General features: G+C 67.0%; 18 protein-coding genes. 1 reads left to right on the top strand and 17 read right to left on the bottom strand.

Annotation, left to right across the window (positions count from 1 at the left end):
• Nucleotides 1-7 precede the first annotated feature (7 nt).
• The 5 genes from GSH16_RS16090 to mgtE form a co-directional block, all read right to left on the bottom strand.
• Nucleotides 8-1,633 carry an NTP transferase domain-containing protein gene (locus GSH16_RS16090; RefSeq protein WP_160855341.1) on the bottom strand — a complete coding sequence of 542 codons (1,626 nt, stop codon included), beginning with the start codon at nucleotides 1,631-1,633 and terminating at the stop codon, nucleotides 8-10.
• Nucleotides 1,630-2,649, bottom strand: coding sequence for an XdhC family protein (locus tag GSH16_RS11755; RefSeq protein ID WP_160855339.1), 1,020 nt, complete (start codon nucleotides 2,647-2,649; stop codon nucleotides 1,630-1,632). Before GSH16_RS11755 ends, GSH16_RS16090 begins: the two co-directional genes overlap by 4 nt.
• Nucleotides 2,650-2,652: 3 nt before the next feature.
• A complete protein-coding gene (locus GSH16_RS11750) occupies nucleotides 2,653-3,909 on the bottom strand; it encodes a vWA domain-containing protein (RefSeq protein ID WP_160855337.1) in 1,257 nt (418 codons plus the stop codon).
• Nucleotides 3,909-4,781 (bottom strand): AAA family ATPase, encoded by an 873-nt coding sequence (locus GSH16_RS11745; protein WP_160855764.1) that lies wholly within the window; start codon nucleotides 4,779-4,781, stop codon nucleotides 3,909-3,911. Before GSH16_RS11745 ends, GSH16_RS11750 begins: the two co-directional genes overlap by 1 nt.
• 129 nt (nucleotides 4,782-4,910) lie before the next feature.
• Nucleotides 4,911-6,296 carry a magnesium transporter gene (gene mgtE / locus GSH16_RS11740; protein WP_160855335.1) on the bottom strand — a complete coding sequence of 462 codons (1,386 nt, stop codon included), beginning with the start codon at nucleotides 6,294-6,296 and terminating at the stop codon, nucleotides 4,911-4,913.
• A gap of 212 nt (nucleotides 6,297-6,508) precedes the next feature.
• Here mgtE and guaD point away from each other — a divergent pair, with 212 nt between their 5' ends.
• The gene (guaD, locus tag GSH16_RS11735) at nucleotides 6,509-7,795 is read left to right on the top strand and encodes a guanine deaminase (RefSeq protein WP_160855333.1); all 1,287 of its coding nucleotides are present in this window, start codon (nucleotides 6,509-6,511) and stop codon (nucleotides 7,793-7,795) included.
• A 5-nt stretch (nucleotides 7,796-7,800) separates the two neighbouring features.
• On the opposite strand, the gene upp is transcribed toward guaD, so the two are convergent.
• The 12 genes from upp to GSH16_RS11675 form a co-directional block, all read right to left on the bottom strand.
• Nucleotides 7,801-8,433 carry a uracil phosphoribosyltransferase gene (gene upp / locus GSH16_RS11730; RefSeq protein ID WP_160855331.1) on the bottom strand — a complete coding sequence of 211 codons (633 nt, stop codon included), beginning with the start codon at nucleotides 8,431-8,433 and terminating at the stop codon, nucleotides 7,801-7,803.
• A gap of 14 nt (nucleotides 8,434-8,447) precedes the next feature.
• Nucleotides 8,448-9,431, bottom strand: coding sequence for an adenosine deaminase (locus tag GSH16_RS11725; RefSeq protein ID WP_160855329.1), 984 nt, complete (start codon nucleotides 9,429-9,431; stop codon nucleotides 8,448-8,450).
• Nucleotides 9,428-10,630: a phosphopentomutase gene (locus GSH16_RS11720; RefSeq protein WP_160855327.1), complete on the bottom strand. Its 1,203-nt coding sequence runs from the start codon at nucleotides 10,628-10,630 to the stop codon at nucleotides 9,428-9,430. The genes GSH16_RS11725 and GSH16_RS11720 overlap by 4 nt, the downstream gene beginning before the upstream one ends.
• Nucleotides 10,630-11,937 (bottom strand): thymidine phosphorylase, encoded by a 1,308-nt coding sequence (gene deoA, locus GSH16_RS11715; RefSeq protein ID WP_160855325.1) that lies wholly within the window; start codon nucleotides 11,935-11,937, stop codon nucleotides 10,630-10,632. Before deoA ends, GSH16_RS11720 begins: the two co-directional genes overlap by 1 nt.
• Nucleotides 11,937-12,698 (bottom strand): deoxyribose-phosphate aldolase, encoded by a 762-nt coding sequence (gene deoC, locus GSH16_RS11710; RefSeq protein WP_160855323.1) that lies wholly within the window; start codon nucleotides 12,696-12,698, stop codon nucleotides 11,937-11,939. Before deoC ends, deoA begins: the two co-directional genes overlap by 1 nt.
• Nucleotides 12,695-13,087, bottom strand: a complete 393-nt coding sequence (locus GSH16_RS11705) for a cytidine deaminase (RefSeq protein ID WP_160855321.1) — start codon at nucleotides 13,085-13,087, stop codon at nucleotides 12,695-12,697. Before GSH16_RS11705 ends, deoC begins: the two co-directional genes overlap by 4 nt.
• A gap of 90 nt (nucleotides 13,088-13,177) precedes the next feature.
• A complete protein-coding gene (locus GSH16_RS11700) occupies nucleotides 13,178-14,539 on the bottom strand; it encodes a sigma-54-dependent transcriptional regulator (RefSeq protein WP_160855319.1) in 1,362 nt (453 codons plus the stop codon).
• A 12-nt stretch (nucleotides 14,540-14,551) separates the two neighbouring features.
• Nucleotides 14,552-16,009 carry a hybrid sensor histidine kinase/response regulator gene (locus GSH16_RS11695; RefSeq protein ID WP_160855317.1) on the bottom strand — a complete coding sequence of 486 codons (1,458 nt, stop codon included), beginning with the start codon at nucleotides 16,007-16,009 and terminating at the stop codon, nucleotides 14,552-14,554.
• On the bottom strand, nucleotides 16,006-17,643 hold the full coding sequence (locus GSH16_RS11690) for a histidine kinase dimerization/phospho-acceptor domain-containing protein (protein ID WP_160855315.1): 1,638 nt from the start codon (nucleotides 17,641-17,643) through the stop codon (nucleotides 16,006-16,008). Before GSH16_RS11690 ends, GSH16_RS11695 begins: the two co-directional genes overlap by 4 nt.
• 4 nt (nucleotides 17,644-17,647) lie before the next feature.
• Nucleotides 17,648-18,205, bottom strand: coding sequence for a hypothetical protein (locus GSH16_RS11685; RefSeq protein WP_160855313.1), 558 nt, complete (start codon nucleotides 18,203-18,205; stop codon nucleotides 17,648-17,650).
• A gap of 152 nt (nucleotides 18,206-18,357) precedes the next feature.
• Nucleotides 18,358-20,256, bottom strand: coding sequence for a propionate-CoA ligase PrpE (gene prpE, locus GSH16_RS11680; protein WP_160855311.1), 1,899 nt, complete (start codon nucleotides 20,254-20,256; stop codon nucleotides 18,358-18,360).
• Between the two features lie 115 nt (nucleotides 20,257-20,371).
• Nucleotides 20,372-22,651, bottom strand: a complete 2,280-nt coding sequence (locus tag GSH16_RS11675) for an NADP-dependent malic enzyme (protein WP_160855309.1) — start codon at nucleotides 22,649-22,651, stop codon at nucleotides 20,372-20,374.
• Between the last annotated feature and the right edge of the window lie 74 nt (nucleotides 22,652-22,725).

Here is a 22,725-nt window from a genome sequence, read left to right as displayed (position 1 = left end):
CGGCGGCCTAGCCCTCGCCCCGCGCTTTACGCCACGCGGCCCATTGCGCGGGCGTATCCAGATCGGTGATCGCTGCCACACCGTCGAGCGGAACATCCACCAGATGCTCGCCGGCTTCGGCCACGATGGACCGCGCACCCTGATCGCCGCCAAGCTGCGCCAGACTTTCGAAGTAGCGCCGCCCGAACAGCACCGGGTGCCCGGCCTGCCCGTCGGCACTGGTGCTGCGGATGATCTCGCGCCCGTCATCGGGCGAGAAAGCCGCGATCAACCGGTCGATATGGGGCGTGTCGATCTCCGGCATATCGGCCAGCATCACTAGGGCCGCGTCCACATCATCATCGAGCGCAAGGACGCCGCGGCGGAGCGACGCGCCCATCCCCTCGGCCGCGTCGCGGGCGATGACGGTCCGGACATCCAGCCCCTCAAGCGCCGCGGCCCGTTCCGGCCTGTCGGGCGGAAGCACCACGACCGTTCGCGCAGCGCCGCTGGCGAGCGCCCGTTCAGCCTGCCGGCGCAAAAGCGGCTCTGCGTCGACCGGTTCCAGAAGCTTGTCACGCCCTTCCATCCGCCGCGCGGCGCCGGCGGCCAGCAGAAGCACCGCCACCTTGGGTGCGCGCGCCGTCACCGGCCCGCGGCTGCGCGGCTGCGGCCGGATCGGCGCTTCCTTCAAAAGCCCCCCGACCCCCATGGCGGCAATCTCGTCCGGTGTCGGGTCCTGCCCGCAGACGACCCGTTGCAAAACCCAGTCGGCGCCATTCAGCGCAGGCGCGCGGGCGCAACCGGGCAGGCCGATGACCGGCCGACCGTTCAACTGGCCGGTGAAGAGCAGGTTGCCCGGATCGACCGGCATTCCGAACCGTTCCAGATGGCCGCCCGCAGCCTCGACCGCCGCGGGGCCGACATCCGCCGCATCCGAAGTGGCCGACCCGCCGAGAATGAGCGTCAAGGCGGCCCCGCCCTCCCCCAGCGCGTCCGCCAGCGCGTCCGTGTCGTGCGGCACAGTCCGGACGGATGCGAGCGTGACGCCCAGCGTTGCCAACCGCGCTTCGACCGCCGCCTGCCCCTTGGAAAGGAGCGACGGCTTCATGCCCGGCACTTCCGTCAGGATCAGATCGGCCGTATCGCGGACGACCGGCGCGACATAGAGGCTTTCCGGTTGCGCGGCAGCGATCGCGCGGTTCAGCACGTCGGCCGGCACCGCATAGGGAATGACCTTCACCGTCGCGACAAGGGTCCGCGGCGCAACGAACCGCGCATCGGGCAGCGTCGCGATGGTGACGGACGGGTCGACGCGGTTGATCGCATGGAGTGCATCGGCATCGAGCCGCAGGATGCCGGCTTGTGTCGCATGCAGGTTGACCCGCCCCGTAAACGGCGCCGCGATTTTTAGCCCGAGGGCCGCCGGATCGGGCGCCAGCGCGTCGGCCAGCGCGGCGGCCGCGCTGTCTTCGTCCACATCCGATTCATCGAGGGCCGCAACCGTGACCTCGGCAATGCCGGCGGCGTCCAGAGCGGCAATATCCCCTGCCGTCAGCGTTCGCCCCTTGCGCAGGCGCTGCCCCTCCAACCCGATGGAATGGGCCAGCACCGCTCCTTTGGCGCGGGACAGGGGAACGGGGCCGAATTTCATCGCCCCGGACCGCGCTCCGGCCGGCGCAGGCGTTCGGTGATCTGCGCCATGATGGAGATTGCGATCTCCGCAGGGCTGCGGGCGCCGATATCGGCGCCCACGGGCGCGTGGATGCGGGCAATATCGGCATCCGTGAACCCGGCCTCGGTCAGCCGCGCGACCCGTTTGGCATGGGTTTTCTTCGATCCCAGCGAGCCGAGGTAGAACACGCCTGACCCGAGCGCCGAAATGATCGCCGGATCGTCGATCTTCGGATCATGGGTCAGGGTCACAACCGCCGTGCGCCGGTCCAGACCGAAATCGGCCAAAGCCCTATCCGGCCAGTCATGGGTCAGCCGCTGGTCGGGAAAGCGCGCCGGTGTGGCAAAGGCCTCGCGCGGGTCGATCAGGATCGTGTCATAGCCCGCAAGCGCCGCCATCCGCATCAGCGGTTGGGCGATATGCACGGCGCCGACGACCGCCATGCGCAAGGGCGCGGCATGGATGCCCAGAAACCAGCTTTCATCTTCCGCGAGCGGGCCGGAGCGGTCGGCAGTGACCGCATCGGCCTGCGCCTGCCCGAATTTCAGATCATCGGCGGCCAGCACGTGGCGCTCCCAACTGTCGAGATTGACCGCGTAGACGCAGCTTTCGCGCTTCGCGCGCCGCGCCGCCAGATCGGCCACCAGATCGCGCGACGGCCCCTGCCCGCGCCCGATCGGTTCCACAAGGATGCGGATTTCCCCGCCGCAGGCGAGGCCGACGGCAAAAGCCTCATCGTCGGAGACACCATAGGTCAGGATACGGCACTGCCCGTCTTCAAGCGCTTCGAGCGCTTCGGCCACGACCGCGGATTCCACGCATCCGCCCGACACGGACCCGGCCAGCTCTGCCTCGGAACTGATCGCGAGTTGCGAGCCCACGGGCCGCGGCGCGGAGCCCCATGTGCGGATCACGGTGGCCAGTGCCGCCCCTTTTCCCGCGTCGATCCAGCCGAGCGCGGTTTCGGGCATCTTGTCGAAATCAGGATCAGACATGGTTCACTCCAGCGCCGCCATCAGGCGGCGTTTCTCCCCCAGATCATCTGCCCGGCTGAGAGCCGTTGCAAGCTCTTCGAGCGAGGCGAGCGAATGGCAACTGCGGAAACTGTCGACCCGCGGCAGCATTTCGCGCACGCCCTGCGCCTTGGGTGCGAACCCGTCCCAGCGCAGCAAAGGGTTGAGCCAGATGAGTTTCCGGGCCGACAGGCGCAGCCGGTCCATCTCGGCCGCAAGCTGCTCCGGATCGCCGCGGTCGAGCCCGTCCGTCACCAGAAGAACCACCGCCCCCTGCCCCAGAACCCGCCGTGACCAGTCGCGGTTGAACTGGTGCAGGCATTCCCCGATCCGCGTGCCGCCTTCCCAATCCTGCGCCTCCGCGCCCGCGGCCGCCAGCGCCGCATCCACATCGCGCTGGCGCAGATGCCGGGTGATGTTGGTCAGCCGCGTGCCGAAGGTGAACCCGTGCACCTGCGCCCAGCCCGCGCCCTTGGCGTTGGCCGCGCTGTGCAGGAAATGCAGGATCACTCGGCTGTAGGCAGACATGGAACCGGATATGTCGCAAATGACGACAAGGTTCGGCCAGCGCATCCGCCGTTCGCGCCATGCCAATCGCCGCATCGTGCCGCCATTGCGGGCAGCCGAGCGCATCGTGCGCCGCCAGTCCGCGATCCGGCCCCGCGTGCTCGCCCGGGTGCGGCGCGACGCAATGGGCTTCACCGGCAATTCGATCCGCGCGATGGCGCGGCGTGCCTCAGCCATTTCCGCAGTGGACATCTGTTCGAAATCAAGCGTCTTCAGCCGCTCCTCGGTGGAGAAGGTGAGGCTCGCATCCACCTCGATCCGGGTGCCCTCTTCCTCCTCTTCCGCTTCCTCGCGCGCCGGCGGCTCGGCCCCGTCGAGCAGCGCCTCCGCCGCCCGTTTCTCCGCAGCGGCGGCCTTGGTCTCCTCCTGTACCCCGCGGATCGCGGGCAGCATCATCGACATCATATGTTCAAGGAACTGCGGATCGCGCCAGTAGAGCCGGAACACCTGCCCGAAAACCTGCCGGTGCTCGGGGCGCGACACGAAACAGGCATGCAGCGTCCAGAAGAAATCCTCCCGCTCGGTGAAACCGGCGGCTTCCACCGCGCGGATCGCATCGACCACGCGGCCCGGTCCGACCGGCAGCCCCGCCTTGCGCAACGCGCGTGCGAAATGGGTGATATTCTCCGCCAGCTTGCCGTCCTCGGGCACCGGCAGGTCGGCATAGCGGGCCATCAGACCGCCTCGAGCGTGCTCTTGGCTTCGGTCAGGATGCGCTGTGCTTCGGAGCCTTGAAGCTTGGCGATATCGTCCTGGTACTTCAGGATCGCCCCGAGCGTGTCGGAGATCACCTGCGGCGACAGTTCCACCGCATCGAGCGCCACAAGGCATTTGGCCCAGTCGATGGTCTCCGCGACACCGGGTTTCTTGAACAGATCCTCGGTCCGCAGCTTCTGCACGAAGGCCACCACCTCGCGGCTGAGCGTTTCTGTCGCCTCGGGCGCGCGGGCCGTCAAAATCTCCATCTCGCGGGTGAAGTCGGGATAGTCGACCCAATGGTAGAGGCAGCGGCGCTTCAGCGCGTCATGCACCTCGCGCGTGCGATTGGAGGTCAGCACGACAAGCGGCGGCTCCGGCGCGCGCACCGTGCCCATCTCCGGGATCGTCACCTGAAAATCGCTGAGGGCCTCCAGAAGAAAGGCCTCGAACGGCTCGTCCGTGCGGTCCAACTCGTCGATGAGCAGCACCGGCGCGCCGCCCGGTTGCGGCGACATGGCCTCCAGCAACGGACGCCGGATCAGGAATTCGTCGGTAAACAGCTCCTCGGTCAGCGCCTCACGGTCGCCGCCGCCCACGGCCTCGGCGGTGCGGATCGCGACCATCTGGGCGGGGAAGTTCCATTCATAAACCGCGCTCGCAGCGTCGAGCCCCTCGTAGCATTGCAACCGGATGAGCCGCCGGCCCAGTCCCGCCGCCATGGCCTTGGCGATCTCGGTCTTGCCAACACCGGCCTCCCCTTCGAGGAAGAGCGGCCGGCCGAGTTTCATCGACAGGAAGACCACGGTCGCCAGCGCCCGCCCGCAGACGTAATTCTGGTCGGCCAGCATGGCCTGCGTCGCATCGATCGAGGTTGGAAGGTCAGTCACGGGGCGGTTCCTTTTGCTTGGCAAGGGACAGAGGAAGCGCTCGGGCGCCGGAAATCAACCCGTTCGGGGCGAATTCACCGCAAGTCCGGGTCACAAAAGCACGATACCGGCGAGGCCAAGGAAGGAGAAGAAGCCGACCACGTCGGTCACCGTGGTCACGAATGTGCCCGAGGCCAGCGCCGGATCGGCCCCGGCCTTCTCGATCACGAGCGGCACAAGAATGCCGAACATGCCGGCCACCAGCATGTTCACGATCATCGCGACCCCCAGCACGACCGACAGGAGCGGATTGCCGAACCAGACAAAGGACACGACCCCCGCGATGATCGCGAAGCCCGCCCCGTTGATCAGCCCGACCGCGGTTTCGCGCATGAAAATGCGGCTCGCATTGGCCGAAGTCAGGTCGCGGGTCGCCAGCGCGCGGACGGCCACCGTCAGCGTCTGGGTGCCCGCATTGCCACCCATGGACGCCACGATGGGCATGAGCACGGCCAGCGCCACGATGGCCTGGATATTGTCCTCGAACTGGCTGATGACGAGCGCCGCGATGATGGCATTGACCATGTTCACGGCCAGCCACGGGAACCGCGCCTTGGCGATCGACAGGACGCGGTCGCTGAGCGTCTCGTCGCCGATGCCGGCGAGCAGTTTCATATCCTCCTCGGCCTCGTCCTCCAGCACCTCCATCGCATCGTCGATGGTGATGACGCCGACAAGCCGCCCTTCCCCGTCCACCACCGGTGCGGAGACAAGATTGTACTGGTTGAACGCATAGGCCACATCTTCCTGCTCGTCGGTGACGCGCAGGGTGCGGAAATCCTCGTTCATGATCTCGGAAAGCGGCGTCGCACGCGGATGCGACATGATCCGGCCGAGCGCCACCGTTCCGATCGGGTGGACGGCCGGGTCGATAATGATGACCTCGTAGAAATCATCCGGCAGGTCGGTGGAGGCGCGCATGAAGTCGATCACCTCGCCCACCGTCCAGTGCAGGGGCGCCGTCACGACGCTGCGCTGCATCAGGCGGCCGGCGGTCTCTTCCTCATAGTCGAGCGATTGTTCGAGCGCGATCCGGTCGGCCGCGTCGAGCTGGCTCAGCACCGCATCCCGTTCCGGCGGGTCGAGATCCTCGACCAAATAGACCTGATCGTCCGTGTCGAGTTCCTTCACCGCATCGACAAGCACGTCATTGGCCAGAAGGCCTGTCACCTCGTCGCGGACGCGCTCGTCCAGTTCCACGAGAACCTCACCGTCGAAATCGTCACCCCAGAGGGCAACGAACCGGCGGCGGTCCTCGGGTCCGGCCTGTTCCAGAATATCGGCAATGTCGGCAGCATGCAGGTCGTCGAGCGCCGCGTTCAGGGCCGCGCGGTCGTCCGCGTCGAGTGCCGCGCGGATCGCGGCCAGCACCTCGGCACGCGGGGCGAAGGCATCTTCCTCGGCTTCAGGCTCCTGCGGTGTGATTTCGTCGCTCATCCTGCCTGTCCCCTGCTTTGCGCTCCGGCCGGCCTTGACGGCGGCTTTCACCCTTAACGCCCGGCGCCAACCTAGTGTTCCGCCTGCCACAAGGGAAGGCGATTCGACGGGACCGCGCCGGATGGCATACCGTGATCGGGGCTTGCCAGACTGGTGCGGTTCGTGACACTGCGGGGCGCCCCCACACTCGCCCGGACCGAAAGACCAGCGCCATGACCCAGACCATCCTGACCGGCCAGACCCTCAGCTTCACCGGCTCGCCTTTCCGCGAGGGACCGGACGCTGCCGTGCTGCATCACCGGCGCGGCGCTGTGCTGGTGGAAGGCGGCCGCATTGCCGATGTGGGCGACGCGGAGCGCATCCGTGGCATCGCGCCCACGGCGCGGGTGATCGACCATGGTGAGAGGCTTCTGATGGCCGGTTTCGTGGACGCCCATGTCCACTACCCGCAGACCGGCATCATCGCGAGCTGGGGCAAGCGGCTGATCGACTGGCTGAACAGCTACACATTCCCCGAGGAAATGCGCTTCGGCGATCCGGACTATGCGGCGGAAATGGCAGGCGTCTATCTCGACCTGTCGCTCGTCAACGGGATCACCACGGCCTGCTCCTTCTGCACGATCCATCCCGAAAGCGTGGATGCCTATTTCACCGCCGCACAGGCGCGCGGGATGCGGATGGCGGGCGGCAAGGTGATGATGGACCGCAACGCGCCCGACGGGCTGCGCGACACGGCGCAATCGGGCTATGACCAGTCGAAGGCGCTTCTGGACCGCTGGCATGGGGTCGACCGGCTGACCTATGCGGTCACGCCGCGCTTCGCGCCGACATCGACGCCCGAACAGCTGGAGGCGGCGGGCGCGCTCTGGGCCGCGCATCCCGATTGCCTGATGCAAACCCACCTGTCCGAACAGACAGAGGAGATCGCCTGGGTCGGCGACCTCTACCCCGACGCACCGGATTATCTGGGCGTCTATGAACGCTACGGACTGACCGGCCGCGGCGCGCTCATGGGCCATTCCATCCACCTGACGGACCGCGAATGGGCCGCCCTGTCGGACAGCGGAACAAGCGTGGTCCACTGCCCGACATCCAACACGTTCATCGGATCGGGGCTTTTCAACGCGCGCGAAGCCGCCCGGCGCGGCATCCCGACGGGGCTCGCCACCGATGTGGGCGGCGGGTCGAGCTTTTCGATGCTGCGCACGATGGCGGCGGCCTATGAAGTGGGACAATTGGGCGGATCGGCCCTGCATCCGGCCGAACTGCTCTGGCTCGCCACCTGTGGCTCGGCCCACGCGATGCGCATGGGCGACCGGATCGGCAATCTGGCAGCAGGAATGGAGGCGGACATCATCGCGCTCGACCTCGCCTCGACGCCGGTGATCGCCCAGCGCGCGGCGCGTGCGGGCACGCTTTGGGAAGCGATCTTTCCCACCATCATGATGGGTGACGACCGTGCTGTCACGGTCGCCATGATCGGCGGCAAGCCGGTCTGACCGGCTTATTTCGTGCCGAACATCCGGTCGCCGGCATCGCCGAGGCCCGGCACGATATAGCCCTTTTCGTTCAACCGCTTGTCGAGCGCGGCTGTCACGATCGGCACATCGGGATGGGCCTCTTTCATCCGCGCAACACCTTCAGGAGCGGCCAGCAGACACAGGAAGCGGATATCAGTCGCACCGGCTTCTTTCAGAAGATCAATGGCCGCGGCCGAACTGTTGCCGGTCGCCAGCATCGGGTCGACCGCGATGACGCGCCGGTCCTCCAGCTCTTTCGGCACCTTGAAGTAATATTGCACCGGTTTCAGCGTTTCCTCGTCCCGGTAGAGCCCGACAAACCCGACCCGCGCCGAGGGGATCAGGTCGAGCACGCCGTCGAGCAGACCGTTGCCCGCCCGCAGGATCGAGATGAGCGCCAGTTTCTTGCCCTTCAGCACCGGTGCGTCCATTTCCGTCAGCGGCGTGTCGATGGACACATCCGTCAGCGGCAGGTCGCGCGTCACCTCATAGGCGATCAGGTGGCTGATCTCGCGCAGAAGCTGGCGGAAGCCCGCGGTCGAGGTTTCCTTCTTGCGCATCAGCGTCAGCTTGTGCTGGACGAGCGGATGATCGACGACGGTCAGATGCTGGGTCATGGTGCGGCGCTCCCTCAGTTGAACCTCGACAGACAGGCCTGTCGGGTCGGTTCATCGCAGAATGCGGCCTCCATCGCAACGCGGTTGATTGCGTTGAAGTCGGCAAGACCCCAGCCGAAATGCTCGGCGAGCTTCTCATATTCCAGCACCATGTCGGTGTGGAAATAGGGCGGATCGTCGGTCGAGACCGTCACCTTCACGCCCGCGTCGCGCAGTTTCGCGATCGGATGGCTGTCCCAGTCATCGACGACCGAGAGCGCGACATTGGAGCCGGGATTGACCTCCAGCACGGTGCCCTTGTCCACCAGCCGGGCCACCATGTCGGGATCCTCGATCGCGCGCACGCCATGCCCGATCCTGCTGACGCCCAGATGGTCGAGCGTGTCGCCCACGCTTTCCGGCCCGCAAATCTCGCCCGCGTGGCTCGTCAGGCCAAGCCCGGCTTCCCCGGCAATGGCGAAGGCACGGGCGAAATCGGCGGCCGTCAGATGCCGTTCCTCGCCGCCCATGCCGAAGCCGGTCAACATCGGATGCGGCACATCCACGGTTACCTGCGCATCCCGCGCAGCGGCCTCGGGCCCCATATGGCGCACAGCGGTGGAAATGAACCGCGTCTCGATCCCGGTGGACGCGCGGGCATTTTCCGCCCCTTCCACCATCGCCGCCAGATATTCGGCCCAGGCGCCCTTGTCGCCACCGCCGCAGAAGGACGGGGCAAGGAAAATCTCGGTATAGATCACGCCATGCGCGCTCGACGTGGCGAGCACGGCCTCCACCAGGCGCTTGAAGTCCCGCGGCCCCTGAAGGACAGAGCAGGCGGCCTCGTAGGTGCGCAGGAAGGCCGCGAAATCGGCCCAGTCATAAGCGCCGTTCTCGTCGAAAATGGACGAAAGATCGACGCCCTTCTCACCCGCCAGCGTGCGAATGAAATCGGGCGGGGCCGCCCCTTCGAGATGCAGGTGCAACTCGGTCTTGGGCAGGGTGCGCCAGTCGGTCATAGAAGGCTCCTTCCGTGAGGCCCCGGCGCCAGCCCCAGATGGGCGGCGACCGTTTCCCCGACATCGGTGAAATTGAACAGGCCCAGCGACCGCGGACCGCCGGGCGCACGGCCGACGACCGGAACCCGTTCGCGGGTATGGTCGCTGCCATGCCATGTCGGGTCATTGCCATGGTCGGCGGTGAAGATCACGAGGTCATCGGGCCGCAGGCGGGACATCACCTCCGGCACCCGCGCATCGAAGGCCTCGAGCGCCCGCGCATAGCCCGACACGTCGCGCGGATGCCCGTAGAGCGAGTCGAATTCGACGAAATTGGCAAAGACAAGATCGCCATCCTCGGCCGCATCGACCTGCGCGACCAGATGATCGAAGAGGGCCATATCGTCGGCGCCCTTGTGCAACTCGCTGATCCCTTTGTGGGCGAAAATATCCCCGATCTTGCCGATGGCACGGGTCCGACCGCCTGCGGCCACAACCCGGTCGCAGATCGTCGGCTCGGGCGGTGCGATGGCAAAATCGCGGCGGTTGGCGGTGCGTTTGAATGTCTCCGGCGTCTCGCCCAGAAACGGCCGGGCGATCACCCGCCCGACCATCATCGGATGCACCAGGTCCGCGGCGATCCGGCACAGGTCGAGCAGGCGGTCGAGGCCGAAATGATCCTCATGCGCGGCGATCTGGAACACACTGTCGACAGAGGTGTAGCAGATCGGTTTGCCCGAGCGGATATGTTCCTCGCCCAGTTCGCGCAGGATCGGCATGCCCGACGCGTGGCAGTTGCCGAGGATGCCCGGAAGGTTCCCTCGCGCCACAAGCGCATCGGTAACCTCCGCCGGAAAGGCCGGCACGGTCTGCGGGAAATAGTGCCAGTCCCACGGCACCGGGACACCGGCCAGTTCCCAGTGGCCGGTCGGTGTGTCCTTGCCCGGCGACTGCTCGGTGGCCGCGCCCCAGATGCCCGCTGGTGCGATCCGGTCGCCCGGCATCGGCGCGCCGGAGGCGATCTTCACCGCCTGCGCAAGCCCGAGCCCCGTCAGGTTCGGCATCGCCAGCGGGCCGCTGCGCCCCTCCTCGGCCTGTCCGGCGGCACAGGCCGCCGCAATATGGCCGAGCGTGTTCGCGCCCTCGTCGCCGAAATCGGCGGCGTCGGGCGCGCCGCCCGCGCCGACACTGTCCATCACGCACAGAAATGCCCGCGCCATCAGCTGATCCTCTCGTAGATGAGGGGCAATTCCGCAGGTGGCGTATCCGAAATGGTGATCGCCGCACGCACCCGCGCTTCGGCTGCATCCGCCCGTGCGTCGTCATTGGCATGGAGGAGCAGGAGCGGCGTGTCGGGCTCCACCCGCAGGCCAAGCCCGGCAATATCCTTCAGCCCCACCGCATAGTCGATCGGATCGGCCGCGCGCCGGCGCCCGCCGCCCAGTTCCACAACCGCCTGCCCGAGCCCGGCCGCATCGATGGCGGAGATGAACCCGGCTTGTCCGGCCGTGACTTCGCGGACCTGCGACGCGCGGGCCAGATGGTCCCACGGCCGGTCGATGAACCCCGCCGGTCCGCCGAGCGCTTCGACCATCCGCTGGAACCGCTCGGCGGCGGCCCCGGACTGGAACGCGTCCACCATTGCGTCGCGCCCGGCATCGATATCGGCCGCCCGGCCAGCCTGCACCAGAAGCTCGGCCCCGAGCGCCACGGTCACATCCCAGAGCCGGCTGTCGATTTCATCGCCGGTCAGGAAGGCGACGGCGTTGGCCATCTCAAGCGCGTTGCCCGCCGCGGCGGCGAGCGGCTCGTTCATGTCGGTCAGCAGAGCGGAACAGGGGCACCCGAGACTCGTCGACACGTCGACCAAAGACCGCGCAAGCGCCTCGGCCCGGGCCTTGTCGCGCATGAATGCGCCGCTGCCGAGCTTGACGTCGAGCACCAGCGCCTCCAGCCCGGCGGCCAGTTTCTTCGACAGGATGGAGGCGGTGATCAGGTCAATGCTTTCCACCGTCGCGGTCACGTCGCGGATCGCGTAAAGCCGCCGGTCCGCAGGTGCGATGTCGCCGGTCTGGCCGATGATCGCGCAGCCCACATCCGCGACGACACGGTGCAGGGTCTCGGTGTCGGGCTGGGTCTGGTACCCCGGAATCGCGTCGAACTTGTCGAGCGTGCCGCCCGTATGGCCAAGCCCCCGGCCCGAGATCATCGGCACGTAGACACCGCAGGCGGCGAGCGCGGGCGCCAGCATCAGGCTGACATTGTCGCCCACCCCGCCGGTCGAATGTTTGTCGACCACCGGTCCGGGCAGGTCCCAGCGCTGGACCGTGCCGCTGTCGCGCATCTGCCGCGTCAGTTCCGCGCGCTCGGTCACATCGAACCCGTTGAGCAGGATCGCCATGGCAAGCGCCGCCACCTGACCCTCGGACCAGCTTTCATCCGTGAGCCCGCCGACGAAATTCGCGATCTGCGCCGGTTCGAGCACCTGCCCGTCGCGCTTGGCGGCAATCACCTCCTGCGCGAGCATCAGTAGCCCTCACCGGCCTCCGGCGCGTCCGCCCCGTCGAGCGTGGCCAGAAGCGCGTCGAGCACGCCGGATGCGCCGAAACGGAAGGTCTCGGGCGTCGCCCAGCCCGTACCCATGATCCGGTCGGCCAGCCCCAGATAGATGCCGGCATCCGCGGTGGATTTCACCCCGCCGGCGGGCTTGAAGCCGGCATTGGCACCTGTGTCACGGATGGCTTCGAGCATGATCTCGGCCGCTTCCGGCGTGGCATTGACTGGCACCTTGCCGGTCGAGGTCTTGATGAAGTCGGCGCCTGCGGCGAGGGCCAGTTCCGCGGCACGCCGGATCAGGGCCGGATCCTGCAATTCGCCGGTCTCCAGGATCGCCTTGACGCGTGCGGGGCGCGCAGCGGAGATCACCGCTTTCACGCCGTCGGTGACAGGGGCTTCCGCGCCGCCTTTCAGGGCGCGGTAATCGATCACCATATCGATCTCGTCGGCTCCGTCATCGACGGCTTTGCGCACCATCTCGGCCACGATCGCAGCATCTTCCGAGCCACCCGGAAAATTCACCACAGTGGCGATGCGGATCCCGGTGCCCGACAGTTTGGCCCGCGCCTGCGCAACGAAGGCAGGCCAGATGCAGATGGCCGCCGTCGGCCCGTGCGGCGTCTGCGCCTTGGCGCAGAGCGCATCGATATCCGCTTCCGTGCACGTGTCATTCAGGTTGGTCAGGTCGAGACAGGCCAGCGCCCGTGCCGCAACGGTTTCCAGATCGCTCATGTCTCCTCCAGATGTTCGGTGGCAAAGGCGCCGGGCAGCAGCGCGCCCAGCGTGGTGCGGCCCGTCTCCTCGACCGTATTGGCAAGGATCACGACCATGTCCGGGTCGCCGAACTCGGCCAGTTTCTGGCGGCAGCCGCCGCAGGGTGTGATCGGGACCGGGCTGTCGGCGACAACGGCCACTTCGGTGATCCGCGTCTCGCCCTGAGCGACCATGGCCGCGATGGCCCCGGCTTCGGCACAGGTGCCTTCCGGATAGGCCACATTCTCGACGTTGCAGCCCACGATCACCGCACCGCTTTCGGTGCGCAGAGCCGCGCCGACCTTGAAGCGGGAATAGGGCACATAGGCTTTTTCGCGCACGGCCCGTGCCGCATTGACCAGATCCACGTCACATCCCCATTCTTCTGTGTTTCAGGAAGCCGACAGTATGGTCAGAGCCGCGAAGCGGATGCAAGCGGATTGCCTGCGAGCGGCCGGTCAGCCGACCATCCAGGCATCGCGTTTGCGGTACAGGGTCGAGGGCGAGACACCGAGCAGTTTGGCGGCCCGCGGGAGCGACCCGTTGCAGGCGTCGATCGTGGCTTCGATCAGGTCGCGCTCGACATCTGCCAGCGTCGCCCCGACAAGCAGGTCGATCGCGCGTGTGGCCGGACCGCCGCCCAGCGCATCGAGCGCTGCGGCCGGTGCCGTCCGACCGGCAGGCGGCGGGCGCAGACGGAACACAGCATCGGGAATATGGTCCCGCGTGATCGGGCCATTGCCGGCCAGCCCGCAGGCCCGTGTCAGCACGGCCCGCATCTGGCGCAGGTTCACAGGCCAGGGCGCAGCAGCCAGTTCGCAGGCCAGATCGGGCGACAGGGCTTTCGGCGCGGCGCCGTCCGGTGCGGCATCGGCCAGAATCGCGGACATCAGTGCCGGAATATCCTTCGGCCGGTCCCGCAGGGGCGGCAGGTGGATCGGCACGACATGGAGCCGCAGGAACAGATCCTCGCGGAACCGGCCCTCGCGCACTTCCGTTTCGGGATCGCGCGAGGTTGCGCAGATCACCCGCACGTCTAGCACATCACCGGGCGCGGCCCCGTCCCGAACAACGGCAGAGGTCTGCAGAAACCGCAGCACGCGGGCCTGCGTCTCGAAACCCATGTCGCAAATCTCGTCGAGGAAGAGCGTGCCGCCGGCTGCGCGATGCACCGCCCCGCCGCGGGCGCCCGTGCCGAAGATCTCCGCCTCGAGCGCGGTCGTGTCGATATTGTCGCAACTGACCGCAACGAAGGGCCTGTCGGCGCGGTGCGACAGCCGGTGCACATGGCGGGCCAGGATTTCCTTGCCCGCGCCGCGTTCGCCCGTCAGGAAGATCGCTGCCGTCGACGGGGCAAGCGCGCTCGCGGCTTCCGCAGCTGCACGAACCTCCGGCCCGGCGCCAAGCTGTGCGGCCAGATCGGCCCGTGCTGCGGCCGCACCGGTCGCCGGGCGGGCAGCCCCGGCAAGCGCCGCGCCGACCGCCGAGACGAGCCGCGACTCATCGAACGGTTTCACCAGAAAATCCGCAGCGCCCGACTGCATGGCAGATACGGCCCGCCCAATCGACCCGTTGGCGGTGACGACGATGACCGGGACCGGTTTCCGTCCATGGCGCGCGGCGGTCAGAAGGTCGCGCCCGTCACCGTCGGGCAGGAGCAGGTCGAGCAGGATCAGATCAGGCCGCTGCGCGTCGAGCGCATCGCGTCCCTCGGCCAATGTGCCCGCGATCCGCACGCCGTAGCCGGCGCGGCGCAGCACGGCAGCATAGACAAGCGCCAAAGAGGCCGTGTCTTCGACCAGCAAAACCTGTCGCGCCATGCGATTCCCGTCTCATCCGTCACTGCGTTCCACTGACAGGAAGTCTAGAAGACTGTCGATCTGCGACAAGATCAAAGACAGGTCCGGTGTGATCTCTTCCACGGATTCGCTGCGCGCGCGGGTGTTGAGTTTTGCGGCGGCGGAACTGAGGTCCATCGCGCCGACGATCCCGGCGACCGAGACCAGCACATGGGTGTGATGCTGGATCTGGTCGGCATCGGCCGTATCCCGCGCGCGGGCCAGACCGTCCGCGATGGTGCGGACATCATCGACCACCTTGCCGAGCAGATCTTCCATCGCTTCCGCGCCGAGCGTCTCGGCCAGCGTGTCATAGACGCCGCGATCGATGGCGGCGCTCGCCGAGACCGTTGCGGGGCCGGATGCCGCCAGACCGTCGAGATAGGATGCGAGCGTCCGACCGAATGCGGCAACATCCGTCAACGGCTTGGGGATGATCCCGTTGGCGCCGGCTGCCGCGATGCGCTCGCGATGCTCGTCGAGCGCATATGCTGTCAGCGCGACCAGAAGCGTATCCTGCCGTCCGTCACTGCGCGCGCGGATCCGCTGGATCACGCCGAGACCGGAGAGGCGCGGCATCTCGATATCGATGAGGCCGAGGTCGAACGGCCCCTCCTCGAAACGGGCAAGCGCCTCCTCGCCATCCGAGGCGAGGACCACCTCCGCGCCCAGGAGCGCCAGCATCTGCTCGGCGACGATCTGGTTGGTGCGGTTATCTTCAGCCAGAAGAATCCGGCAGCCGCCGAGATCCGGCAGGCCGTTGGACCTGTTGTCGCTTTTTCCTGCGGGCTTGGCTGCGCCCTCATGGCTCGACCCTTCGCCAGCATCGCGTGCGGTCGGGCTCGCCGGCAGCCGCAGGTCGACCTTGGTGCCGCGCGCATCGCTCTCGATCCGCATCCGCCCGCCGACGCCCGACACCAGCGCCTCGCAGATCGAAAGGCCGAGGCCGGACCGCGCGTCCGCCAGACCGTCCCCCAGACCGCGCCCGTCATCGGTGACGACAATGTCCACCATGTCCGGGGCATGGCAGCGCGCGGACAGGTCGATGCGCCGCGCATCGGCATGGCGCAGCGCATTGCCCAACAGGTTCGACATGATCCGCCGCAGCGACACATCGGGCAGCGATAGGCGGCAGGGTGTGAGGTCGAGCGAAACGGACAGGTCCACGCCCCGCGCCTCCGCCGCCGGCGTCCACTCGTCTGTGCAGGTGCGCAAAAGCTCCTCCAGATCGGCGGAGGCCGGTTGCGGCTGGCTGCCGCCGGCCATCTCTCCCAGAAGACCCTCTACAAGCGTGGCAGCCGCCCGGATGCGGGCAATCTGGCGCGCGCGGTCTTCCTCTGTCGCGGCCTGTTCCAGCAGCGAGACGCCCCCAAGAAGCCCAGAGAGCGCACCGCGCAGGTCATGCAGCAGCGCCTCCTGCGCATCGGGCGTTATGGGCGCCGGCGCCGTCACGAGGCCAGATCCCGCAGACGCTCGCGGAAGCCCGCCATATCGATCGGCATCGCGATCACGCCGTCCACGGCACGCGCGTCGCGCGGTTCGCCAAGAGACAGGATGCGGATATCGGGCGCGGCCGCGCGAAGCCCGGCGACGGTGTGGCCGTCATCGCAGAGCGCACTGTCGAGCAGCAGGATGTCGGGCAGGTCACTGCTCCCCGATGGCAGCAGCCGGACCAGCGCATCCGGCAGGCCGCTGCGGCAGATTGCTTCCAGCGCAGCCGATCCGGTCCGGATGCCCACCGAGGGCCGGCTGTCGGCAAGCGCGTCGAGGGGCGCGCTGATCCGGACGGCGATCTGCTCGCCCCGTTCGGGCGCCAGCCGGATATCGCCGCCCATCAATTCGATCATGCTGCGCGCCACCGCGGGCCCGAGCGCGTCGGAGGCGAACCGGTCGGCCGAGGCTTCCGCACGGCCGAGGATCAGTTCCGGCCGCCAGTCCGCGCCGGCATCGGCATGGGCGAAAAGAAGGTCCACGGTCAACTGGCCGTCAGCATGGGCGAACCGGACCGACAGGTCGCGGATCACCGCAGTGTTGACGAGATAGGCTGCGAAATGCGCCACCGACTGGCGCAGCCGCGCAAAATCGCCAGTGACCGCGTCGGGGGCATCAGGGTCCACGGAAACGGAAAAGCCGATCCCTGCGCGGCGCGCCTCGGGCGCGAAAAGGTCGTCCACGGCGCGGGCCAGTTCGGTGATCCGGAACGGCGCGATTTCCATCTCCAACTGGTTGTCCTGCAGGGCCGCGAAATCGAGAATATCCGACAGCATGGCTGTCATCTGCTGGCCGGATCGTTCCGCCTGCTCGACCAGCCGTGTCTGGGTCGGTTGCAGCCCCCCCTGCCGCAAGAGCGCCAGCAGCCCCAGAACCCCGTTCATCGGCGTGCGCAACTCGTGGCTCATCATGGTCAGGAAGCGGGATTTGGCCCGGTTTCCGGCCTCCGCCGCATCGGCCAGCTGCAGGTTGTGGTCGGCCAGACGCTGGTAGCGTCGGCTTTCGAGGTAGATATAGACGAGCGCCGCCTGTGCGAGCAGGATCGCACAGAGGATCAGGATTCCGGTGGCCCGCGCACTGTCGCGCGCCAGGTCCCGCGCCGCGGCGGATTTGATGACCTCCCCGTCATTGACCGCCGCGCTGAACCCGCGGAGCGGCGGCCCGAACGCATCGAAGGTCGCAATCAGCGTCGCCACGTCAGCAGGCGGCGTGCCCGCGATACCGACGATCTGCGGTTCCACCGCGCGCACCGTATCGAAAAGCCCGGCGATCAGATCCTCGCCCGCATCATATTCGGACAGACGGTCGCCCACCGACCCCTCGCTGAAGAGCACGAGACGGGACCAGAGAATGTCATAGCGGCGATTGACGGCATCCGCGTCCACGCCGGGCTCACCTGCAGCAAAATCCTGCAACGACCGCGTGAAGCGCCCCAGTTCGATTTCAAGCTGCGACGCGGCCCAGACGATGTTTTCGCGGCCCGACTGGCGCAGCGCATCAATGTTGCGCGTATAGGACAGGAAGCCGATCACGGCCATGCCCGACAGAACGAGGACGAGCAGGAAAGCCGTGACCTTGGCGACCGTGCCGCGCATGCGCCTACTGCGCCTCGATCCGGACCAGTTGCCAGATCATCCGGCTGTTATAGAGCACATCCTGCAGTTCGGGATGATCGCTCTGCGGATAGACGACCCAAAGCGGCCCCTTGTCGCGCGCCGAAAAGGGCGTGCCATCCTGCGACATGGCCAGAAGCACATCCCATGTGTCGAAATCGCCGGCAGGAATTTCCACCGCATAGTCGTTGGAAGCCACAAACCTGTAGGTCGCATCCGGCGCAGCTTCGAACAGGGCCAGCACATCGCGCCCGAGCACCCCTTCGAACGTGACCTTGTCGTCGCCCACAAACTCATTGGCCGTATCCATCCGGTGCAGGCCGAGCCGCGTCAGGTCCGACATGGACAGCTCAATCACGTCGCCATCGCTGTGATGCAGGGACAGGACCGGATCCTCTGCCAGCGCCGGGCCGGCCGCAACGAGCAGTCCCGCAAGCACCGCACCGAGGGCGGCACCGGCCGACCGCACACCACTGCGGACATTCACGTTGCCTCGGGTGGCACGCCCCGCTCTCCTGTCGCGGGTCGCAAAAAGATCAGTCATTCGGTCCTCCTCGACCCAAGGGCGGCCGGGATTGGTCCCGGACTGCCCCGGGACCAAAATTGCATTTTGCAAAAGCCGCCGCAATACGGAGCAAACGCGGCGCTCCGCGGCCAACTGTCCGGCCAAACCCTCAAGAAAGGCTGAACGGCGGGTCAGGAGGCCTTCTTGCCGTAGCCCAGCCGCGCCAGCGCCACTGCAATCTCCTCCAGAATGACCGGATCGTCGATCGTGGCGGGCATCTTGAAGGACTCGCCGTCGGCGATTTTGACCATGGTCGCGCGCAGGATCTTGCCGGACCGGGTCTTGGGCAGACGGTCGACGACAGCCGCCAGCTTGAAGGCCGCGACGGGGCCGATCTTCTCCCGCACGAGCGCCACGCATTCGCGGACGATCTCGGCCTCCTCGCGCGCGCAGCCCGCATTGAGGCAGAGGAACCCGACCGGCAACTGGCCCTTCAGCGCGTCGGCCACGCCGATGACCGCGCATTCGGCCACATCCGGGTGACTGGCCAGCACTTCTTCCATCGCACCGGTCGACAGGCGATGCCCCGCCACGTTGATGACATCGTCGGTCCGCGCCATGATGTAGAGGTACCCGTCCGCGTCCACCATGCCCGCATCACCGGTCTCGTAATAGCCGGGGAAATGTTCGAGGTAGGAGGATTTGAACCGTGCCTCGGCGTTCCAGAGCGTCGGCAGCGTGCCCGGCGGCAACGGCAGCTTGACGGCAATCGCGCCCAACTCGCCCACCGGCATCGGGTGGCCGCCTTCGTCGAGGATCTGCACATCATAGCCCGGCATCGGCACCGAGGGAGAACCGAGCTTCACCGGCAGTTCCTCCACCCCCAGCGGGTTGGCCGCGATCGCGAAGCCGGTTTCGGTCTGCCACCAATGGTCGATCACCGGCACGCCCAGATGGGTCTGCGCCCATGTGATCGTGTCGGGGTCTGCCCGCTCGCCCGCGAGGAATACCGCCCGCAGCCCGGACAGGTCATACTGCTTGACGAGCGTGCCGTCCGGATCCTCCCGCTTCACGGCGCGGAAGGCCGTGGGCGCGGTGAAGAAACTGCGCACCTTATGCTCGGATATGACCCGCCAGAAAGTGCCGGCATCAGGCGTGCCCACGGGCTTGCCTTCGAACACGACGGTCGTGTTGCCATGGATCAGCGGCGCATAGCAGATATAGCTGTGGCCCACGACCCAGCCGACATCGGACGCGGCCCAGAACACCTCGCCCGGATCGACATTGTAGATATTCTTCATCGTCCAGTTGAGCGCCACCAGCTGCCCGGCCGTGTGCCGGATGACCCCCTTGGGCTGGCCCGTCGTGCCGGATGTGTAAAGGATGTAGGACGGGTGATTGCCCTCCACCGGCACACATTCGGCCGGCTCCGCGCCGAACTGGAAGCCGTGCCAGTCGAGGTCGCGCCCCTCTTCCAGGTCCGCCACTTCCTGCTCGCGCTGAAGGATCACGCAGAAATCGGGCTTGTGGGCGGCCTGTTCGATCGCCCCGTCGAGGAGCGGCTTGTAATGGACAACGCGCCCCGGCTCGATCCCGCAGGAGGCCGCGAGGATGCATTTCGGCGTGGCGTCGTCGATCCGGACCGCCAGTTCGTTCGCGGCAAACCCGCCGAAGACCACGGAATGGATCGCGCCGATCCGCCCGCAAGCCAGCATCGCCTCCAGCGCCTCGGGCACCATCGGCATGTAGATGATGACCCTGTCGCCCTTCTCCACCCCGCGGGCGCGCAGCGCACCGGCCAGTTGGGCGACGCGGTCCCGCAGTTCCGAGAAGGTGATTTCCTGCTTCGTATGGGTGACGGGACTGTCATAGATGATCGCGGTCTGGTCTCCGCGCCCTGCCTCCACATGGCGGTCCACCGCATTGTAGCAGGTGTTGACCTTCGCATCGGCAAACCATTCGTAGAGCGGGGCCTTGTCGTCGAAGAGCGCGCGGGTCGGTTTCTCCACCCAGTCGATCGCCTCCGCGGCCTGCATCCAGAAGGCTTCGGGATCCGCTTTCCACGCGGCGTAGAGTGTTTGGTAGGACACGATCGGCTCCTCCTCTTCCTACTCACTGTCCCCGCACCGCACAGCCGGTGGCCGGCTGCCCGATGCAGTGCTGGTGCGCGGTCCCAGACCCCTCTCCCCCGCGCGGATGGTCCGGTCACCCGTAATGAGCAACCGGCGTGCCGGCGATGGCCGACATGTTCAACAGACCCCGCGCCGTAATCGACGGGGTGACGATATGGGCACGGTTGCCCATCCCCATCAGGATCGGCCCGACTTCCAGCCCGCCGCCGCGCATCTTCAGGATGTTGCGCACCGCCGACGCCGCATCGGTCGACGAGAAGACGAGCACATTGGCCGAACCCTCGAACCGGCCGCCGGGGAAGATCCGCTCCCGCAGGTCCGGATCGAGCGCCGCGTCGATATGCATCTCGCCCTCATAGGCAAAATCGCGCGGCGCGCTGTCGAGGATCGCGAGGGCCTCGCGCGCTTTGTCGCCCGAGGCGCTGGCATGGTTGCCGAATTGCGAATAGGCGCAGATGGCGATTTTCGGCTCCTCGCCGAAGCGCCGGACATGCCGCGCCGCGCCGATGACCGCGCGCGCGATCTGTTCGGCCGTCGGTTCGGGATGGACATGGGTGTCGGCGATGAAAAGCGGCCCGTCTTCGAGGATCATCAGCGACAGCGCACCATGCGGCTTCAGCGTGTCGGTGCCGAGCACCTGCTGCACATAGTTCAGATGCCACAGATACTGGCCGAACGTCCCGCAGATCAGGCTGTCGGCCTCGCCAAGTTCAACCATCACCGCGCCGATGGCGGTGGTGTTGGTGCGCATGATTGCCTTTGCCAGATCGGGTGTCACGCCGCGCCGCGCCATGATCCGGTGATAGGTTTCCCAATAGGTGCGGTAGCGCGGATCGTTCTCGGGGTTCACCAGATCGAAGTCGCGCCCCGGACGGATCGAGAGGCCCGCCCGCTCCAGCCGGCTCTCCACCACATCGGGGCGGCCGATCAGGATCGGGCTGTCGGTCGTTTCCTCCAGCATGGCGGAGGCCGCGCGCAGCACGCGCTCGTCCTCGCCCTCGGCAAAGACGATCCGGCGCTCGGCCTGGGCGGCGGCCTCGAACACGGGCCGCATGATGAGCGCCGAGCGGAAGACGGATGCATCGAGCTGCGCTTTGTAGGCCTTCAGGTCTTCAAGCGGCCGCGATGCGACCCCGCTCTCCATCGCGGCGCGGGCAACTGCGCTGGCCACCACGCCCATCAGACGCGGATCGAACGGTTTCGGGATCAGATAGTCCGGCCCGAAGGTCAGCTGCTCGCCCTGATAGGCGGCGGCGGCTTCCGCACTGGTGGTGGCCCGCGCGAGCGCGGCGATCCCGTCCACGCAGGAAATTTTCATCGCCTCGTTGATCTCCGTCGCGCCGACATCGAGCGCCCCGCGGAAGATGAACGGGAAGCAGAGCACATTGTTGACCTGATTGGGAAAATCGGACCGGCCAGTCGCGATGATCGCGTCAGGCGCAACGGCGCGCACCTCGTCGGGCATGATCTCGGGCGTCGGGTTGGCGAGCGCCAGCACGATCGGGCGCTCGGTCATCTTCGCGACCATTTCGGGCTTCAAGACACCGGGACCGCTGAGGCCGAGGAACAGGTCCGCGCCTTCGATCACCTCGTCGAGCGTGCGCAACGCGCTGTCCTGCGCATAGGCCGCTTTCTGGAAGGTCATTTCCTCGGTCCGGCCGGCATAGACCAAACCAGCAATGTCGCAGAGCCAGACATTTTCCCGCCGGACGCCGAGCGAGAGCAGCATGTCGAGACAGGCGATCCCCGCCGCCCCGCCGCCGGTGGAGACGACCTTGATATCCTCGAACCGCTTGCCGGTCAGCTTCAGGGCATTGGTCGCCGCCGCACCGACCACGATGGCAGTGCCGTGCTGGTCGTCGTGGAACACCGGAATGTTCATCCGCTCGCGACAGATGTTTTCCACCGTGAAACAGTCGGGCGCCTTGATGTCCTCAAGGTTGATCGCGCCGAAGGTCGGCTCCATCGCGCAGATGATCTCGGCCAGTTTTTCAGGGTCGGTCTCGTCCAGTTCGATATCGAAACAGTCGATATTGGCGAATTTCTTGAAAAGGACCGCCTTGCCTTCCATGATCGGCTTGGACGCCAGCGGGCCGATATTGCCAAGACCGAGCGCCGCAGACCCGTTGGTCACCACGGCGACCAGATTGGCGCGCGCCGTATAGTCCCGTGCGGTGCCCGCATCGGCCTTGATCTCGAGACAGGCTTCGGCCACGCCCGGCGAATAGGCCAGCGACAGGTCGCGCTGGTTTGCCAGCGGTTTGGTGGCCCGCACCTCCAGTTTCCCCGGCTTGGGCTGGGCGTGGTAGAGCAGCGCGGCGCGTTTGCGCATGTCGCCCTGATCTGTGCTCATCTCTGTCTCCTCTTCGGCAAGCCGCGACCTGACGCCGCGTCACCTGCCCCTACCCTGTCCCGCGCGGCTTGTCA

It is taken from the genome of Oceanomicrobium pacificus (genome assembly GCF_009833495.1).
Lineage (GTDB): Bacteria > Pseudomonadota > Alphaproteobacteria > Rhodobacterales > Rhodobacteraceae > Oceanomicrobium > Oceanomicrobium pacificus.
The sequence above is the reverse complement of the archived record's forward strand: the minus strand, read 5'-3'. Positions and strand labels throughout refer to the sequence as shown.

Coding starts and splice junctions, on each gene's coding strand:
- GSH16_RS11685 (WP_160855313.1), bottom strand. CDS start 18,205: ATGACTGATCTTTTTGCGACCCGCGACAGGAGAGCGGGGCGTGCCACC.
- mgtE (WP_160855335.1), bottom strand. CDS start 6,296: ATGAGCGACGAAATCACACCGCAGGAGCCTGAAGCCGAGGAAGATGCC.
- GSH16_RS11690 (WP_160855315.1), bottom strand. CDS start 17,643: ATGCGCGGCACGGTCGCCAAGGTCACGGCTTTCCTGCTCGTCCTCGTT.
- GSH16_RS11750 (WP_160855337.1), bottom strand. CDS start 3,909: ATGGCCCGCTATGCCGACCTGCCGGTGCCCGAGGACGGCAAGCTGGCG.
- upp (WP_160855331.1), bottom strand. CDS start 8,433: ATGACCCAGCATCTGACCGTCGTCGATCATCCGCTCGTCCAGCACAAG.
- GSH16_RS11675 (WP_160855309.1), bottom strand. CDS start 22,651: ATGAGCACAGATCAGGGCGACATGCGCAAACGCGCCGCGCTGCTCTAC.
- deoC (WP_160855323.1), bottom strand. CDS start 12,698: ATGAGCGATCTGGAAACCGTTGCGGCACGGGCGCTGGCCTGTCTCGAC.
- guaD (WP_160855333.1), top strand. CDS start 6,509: ATGACCCAGACCATCCTGACCGGCCAGACCCTCAGCTTCACCGGCTCG.
- GSH16_RS11700 (WP_160855319.1), bottom strand. CDS start 14,539: ATGGCGCGACAGGTTTTGCTGGTCGAAGACACGGCCTCTTTGGCGCTT.
- GSH16_RS16090 (WP_160855341.1), bottom strand. CDS start 1,633: ATGAAATTCGGCCCCGTTCCCCTGTCCCGCGCCAAAGGAGCGGTGCTG.
- GSH16_RS11755 (WP_160855339.1), bottom strand. CDS start 2,649: ATGTCTGATCCTGATTTCGACAAGATGCCCGAAACCGCGCTCGGCTGG.
- GSH16_RS11745 (WP_160855764.1), bottom strand. CDS start 4,781: ATGCTGGCCGACCAGAATTACGTCTGCGGGCGGGCGCTGGCGACCGTG.
- GSH16_RS11725 (WP_160855329.1), bottom strand. CDS start 9,431: ATGACCGACTGGCGCACCCTGCCCAAGACCGAGTTGCACCTGCATCTC.
- GSH16_RS11720 (WP_160855327.1), bottom strand. CDS start 10,630: ATGGCGCGGGCATTTCTGTGCGTGATGGACAGTGTCGGCGCGGGCGGC.
- deoA (WP_160855325.1), bottom strand. CDS start 11,937: ATGCTCGCGCAGGAGGTGATTGCCGCCAAGCGCGACGGGCAGGTGCTC.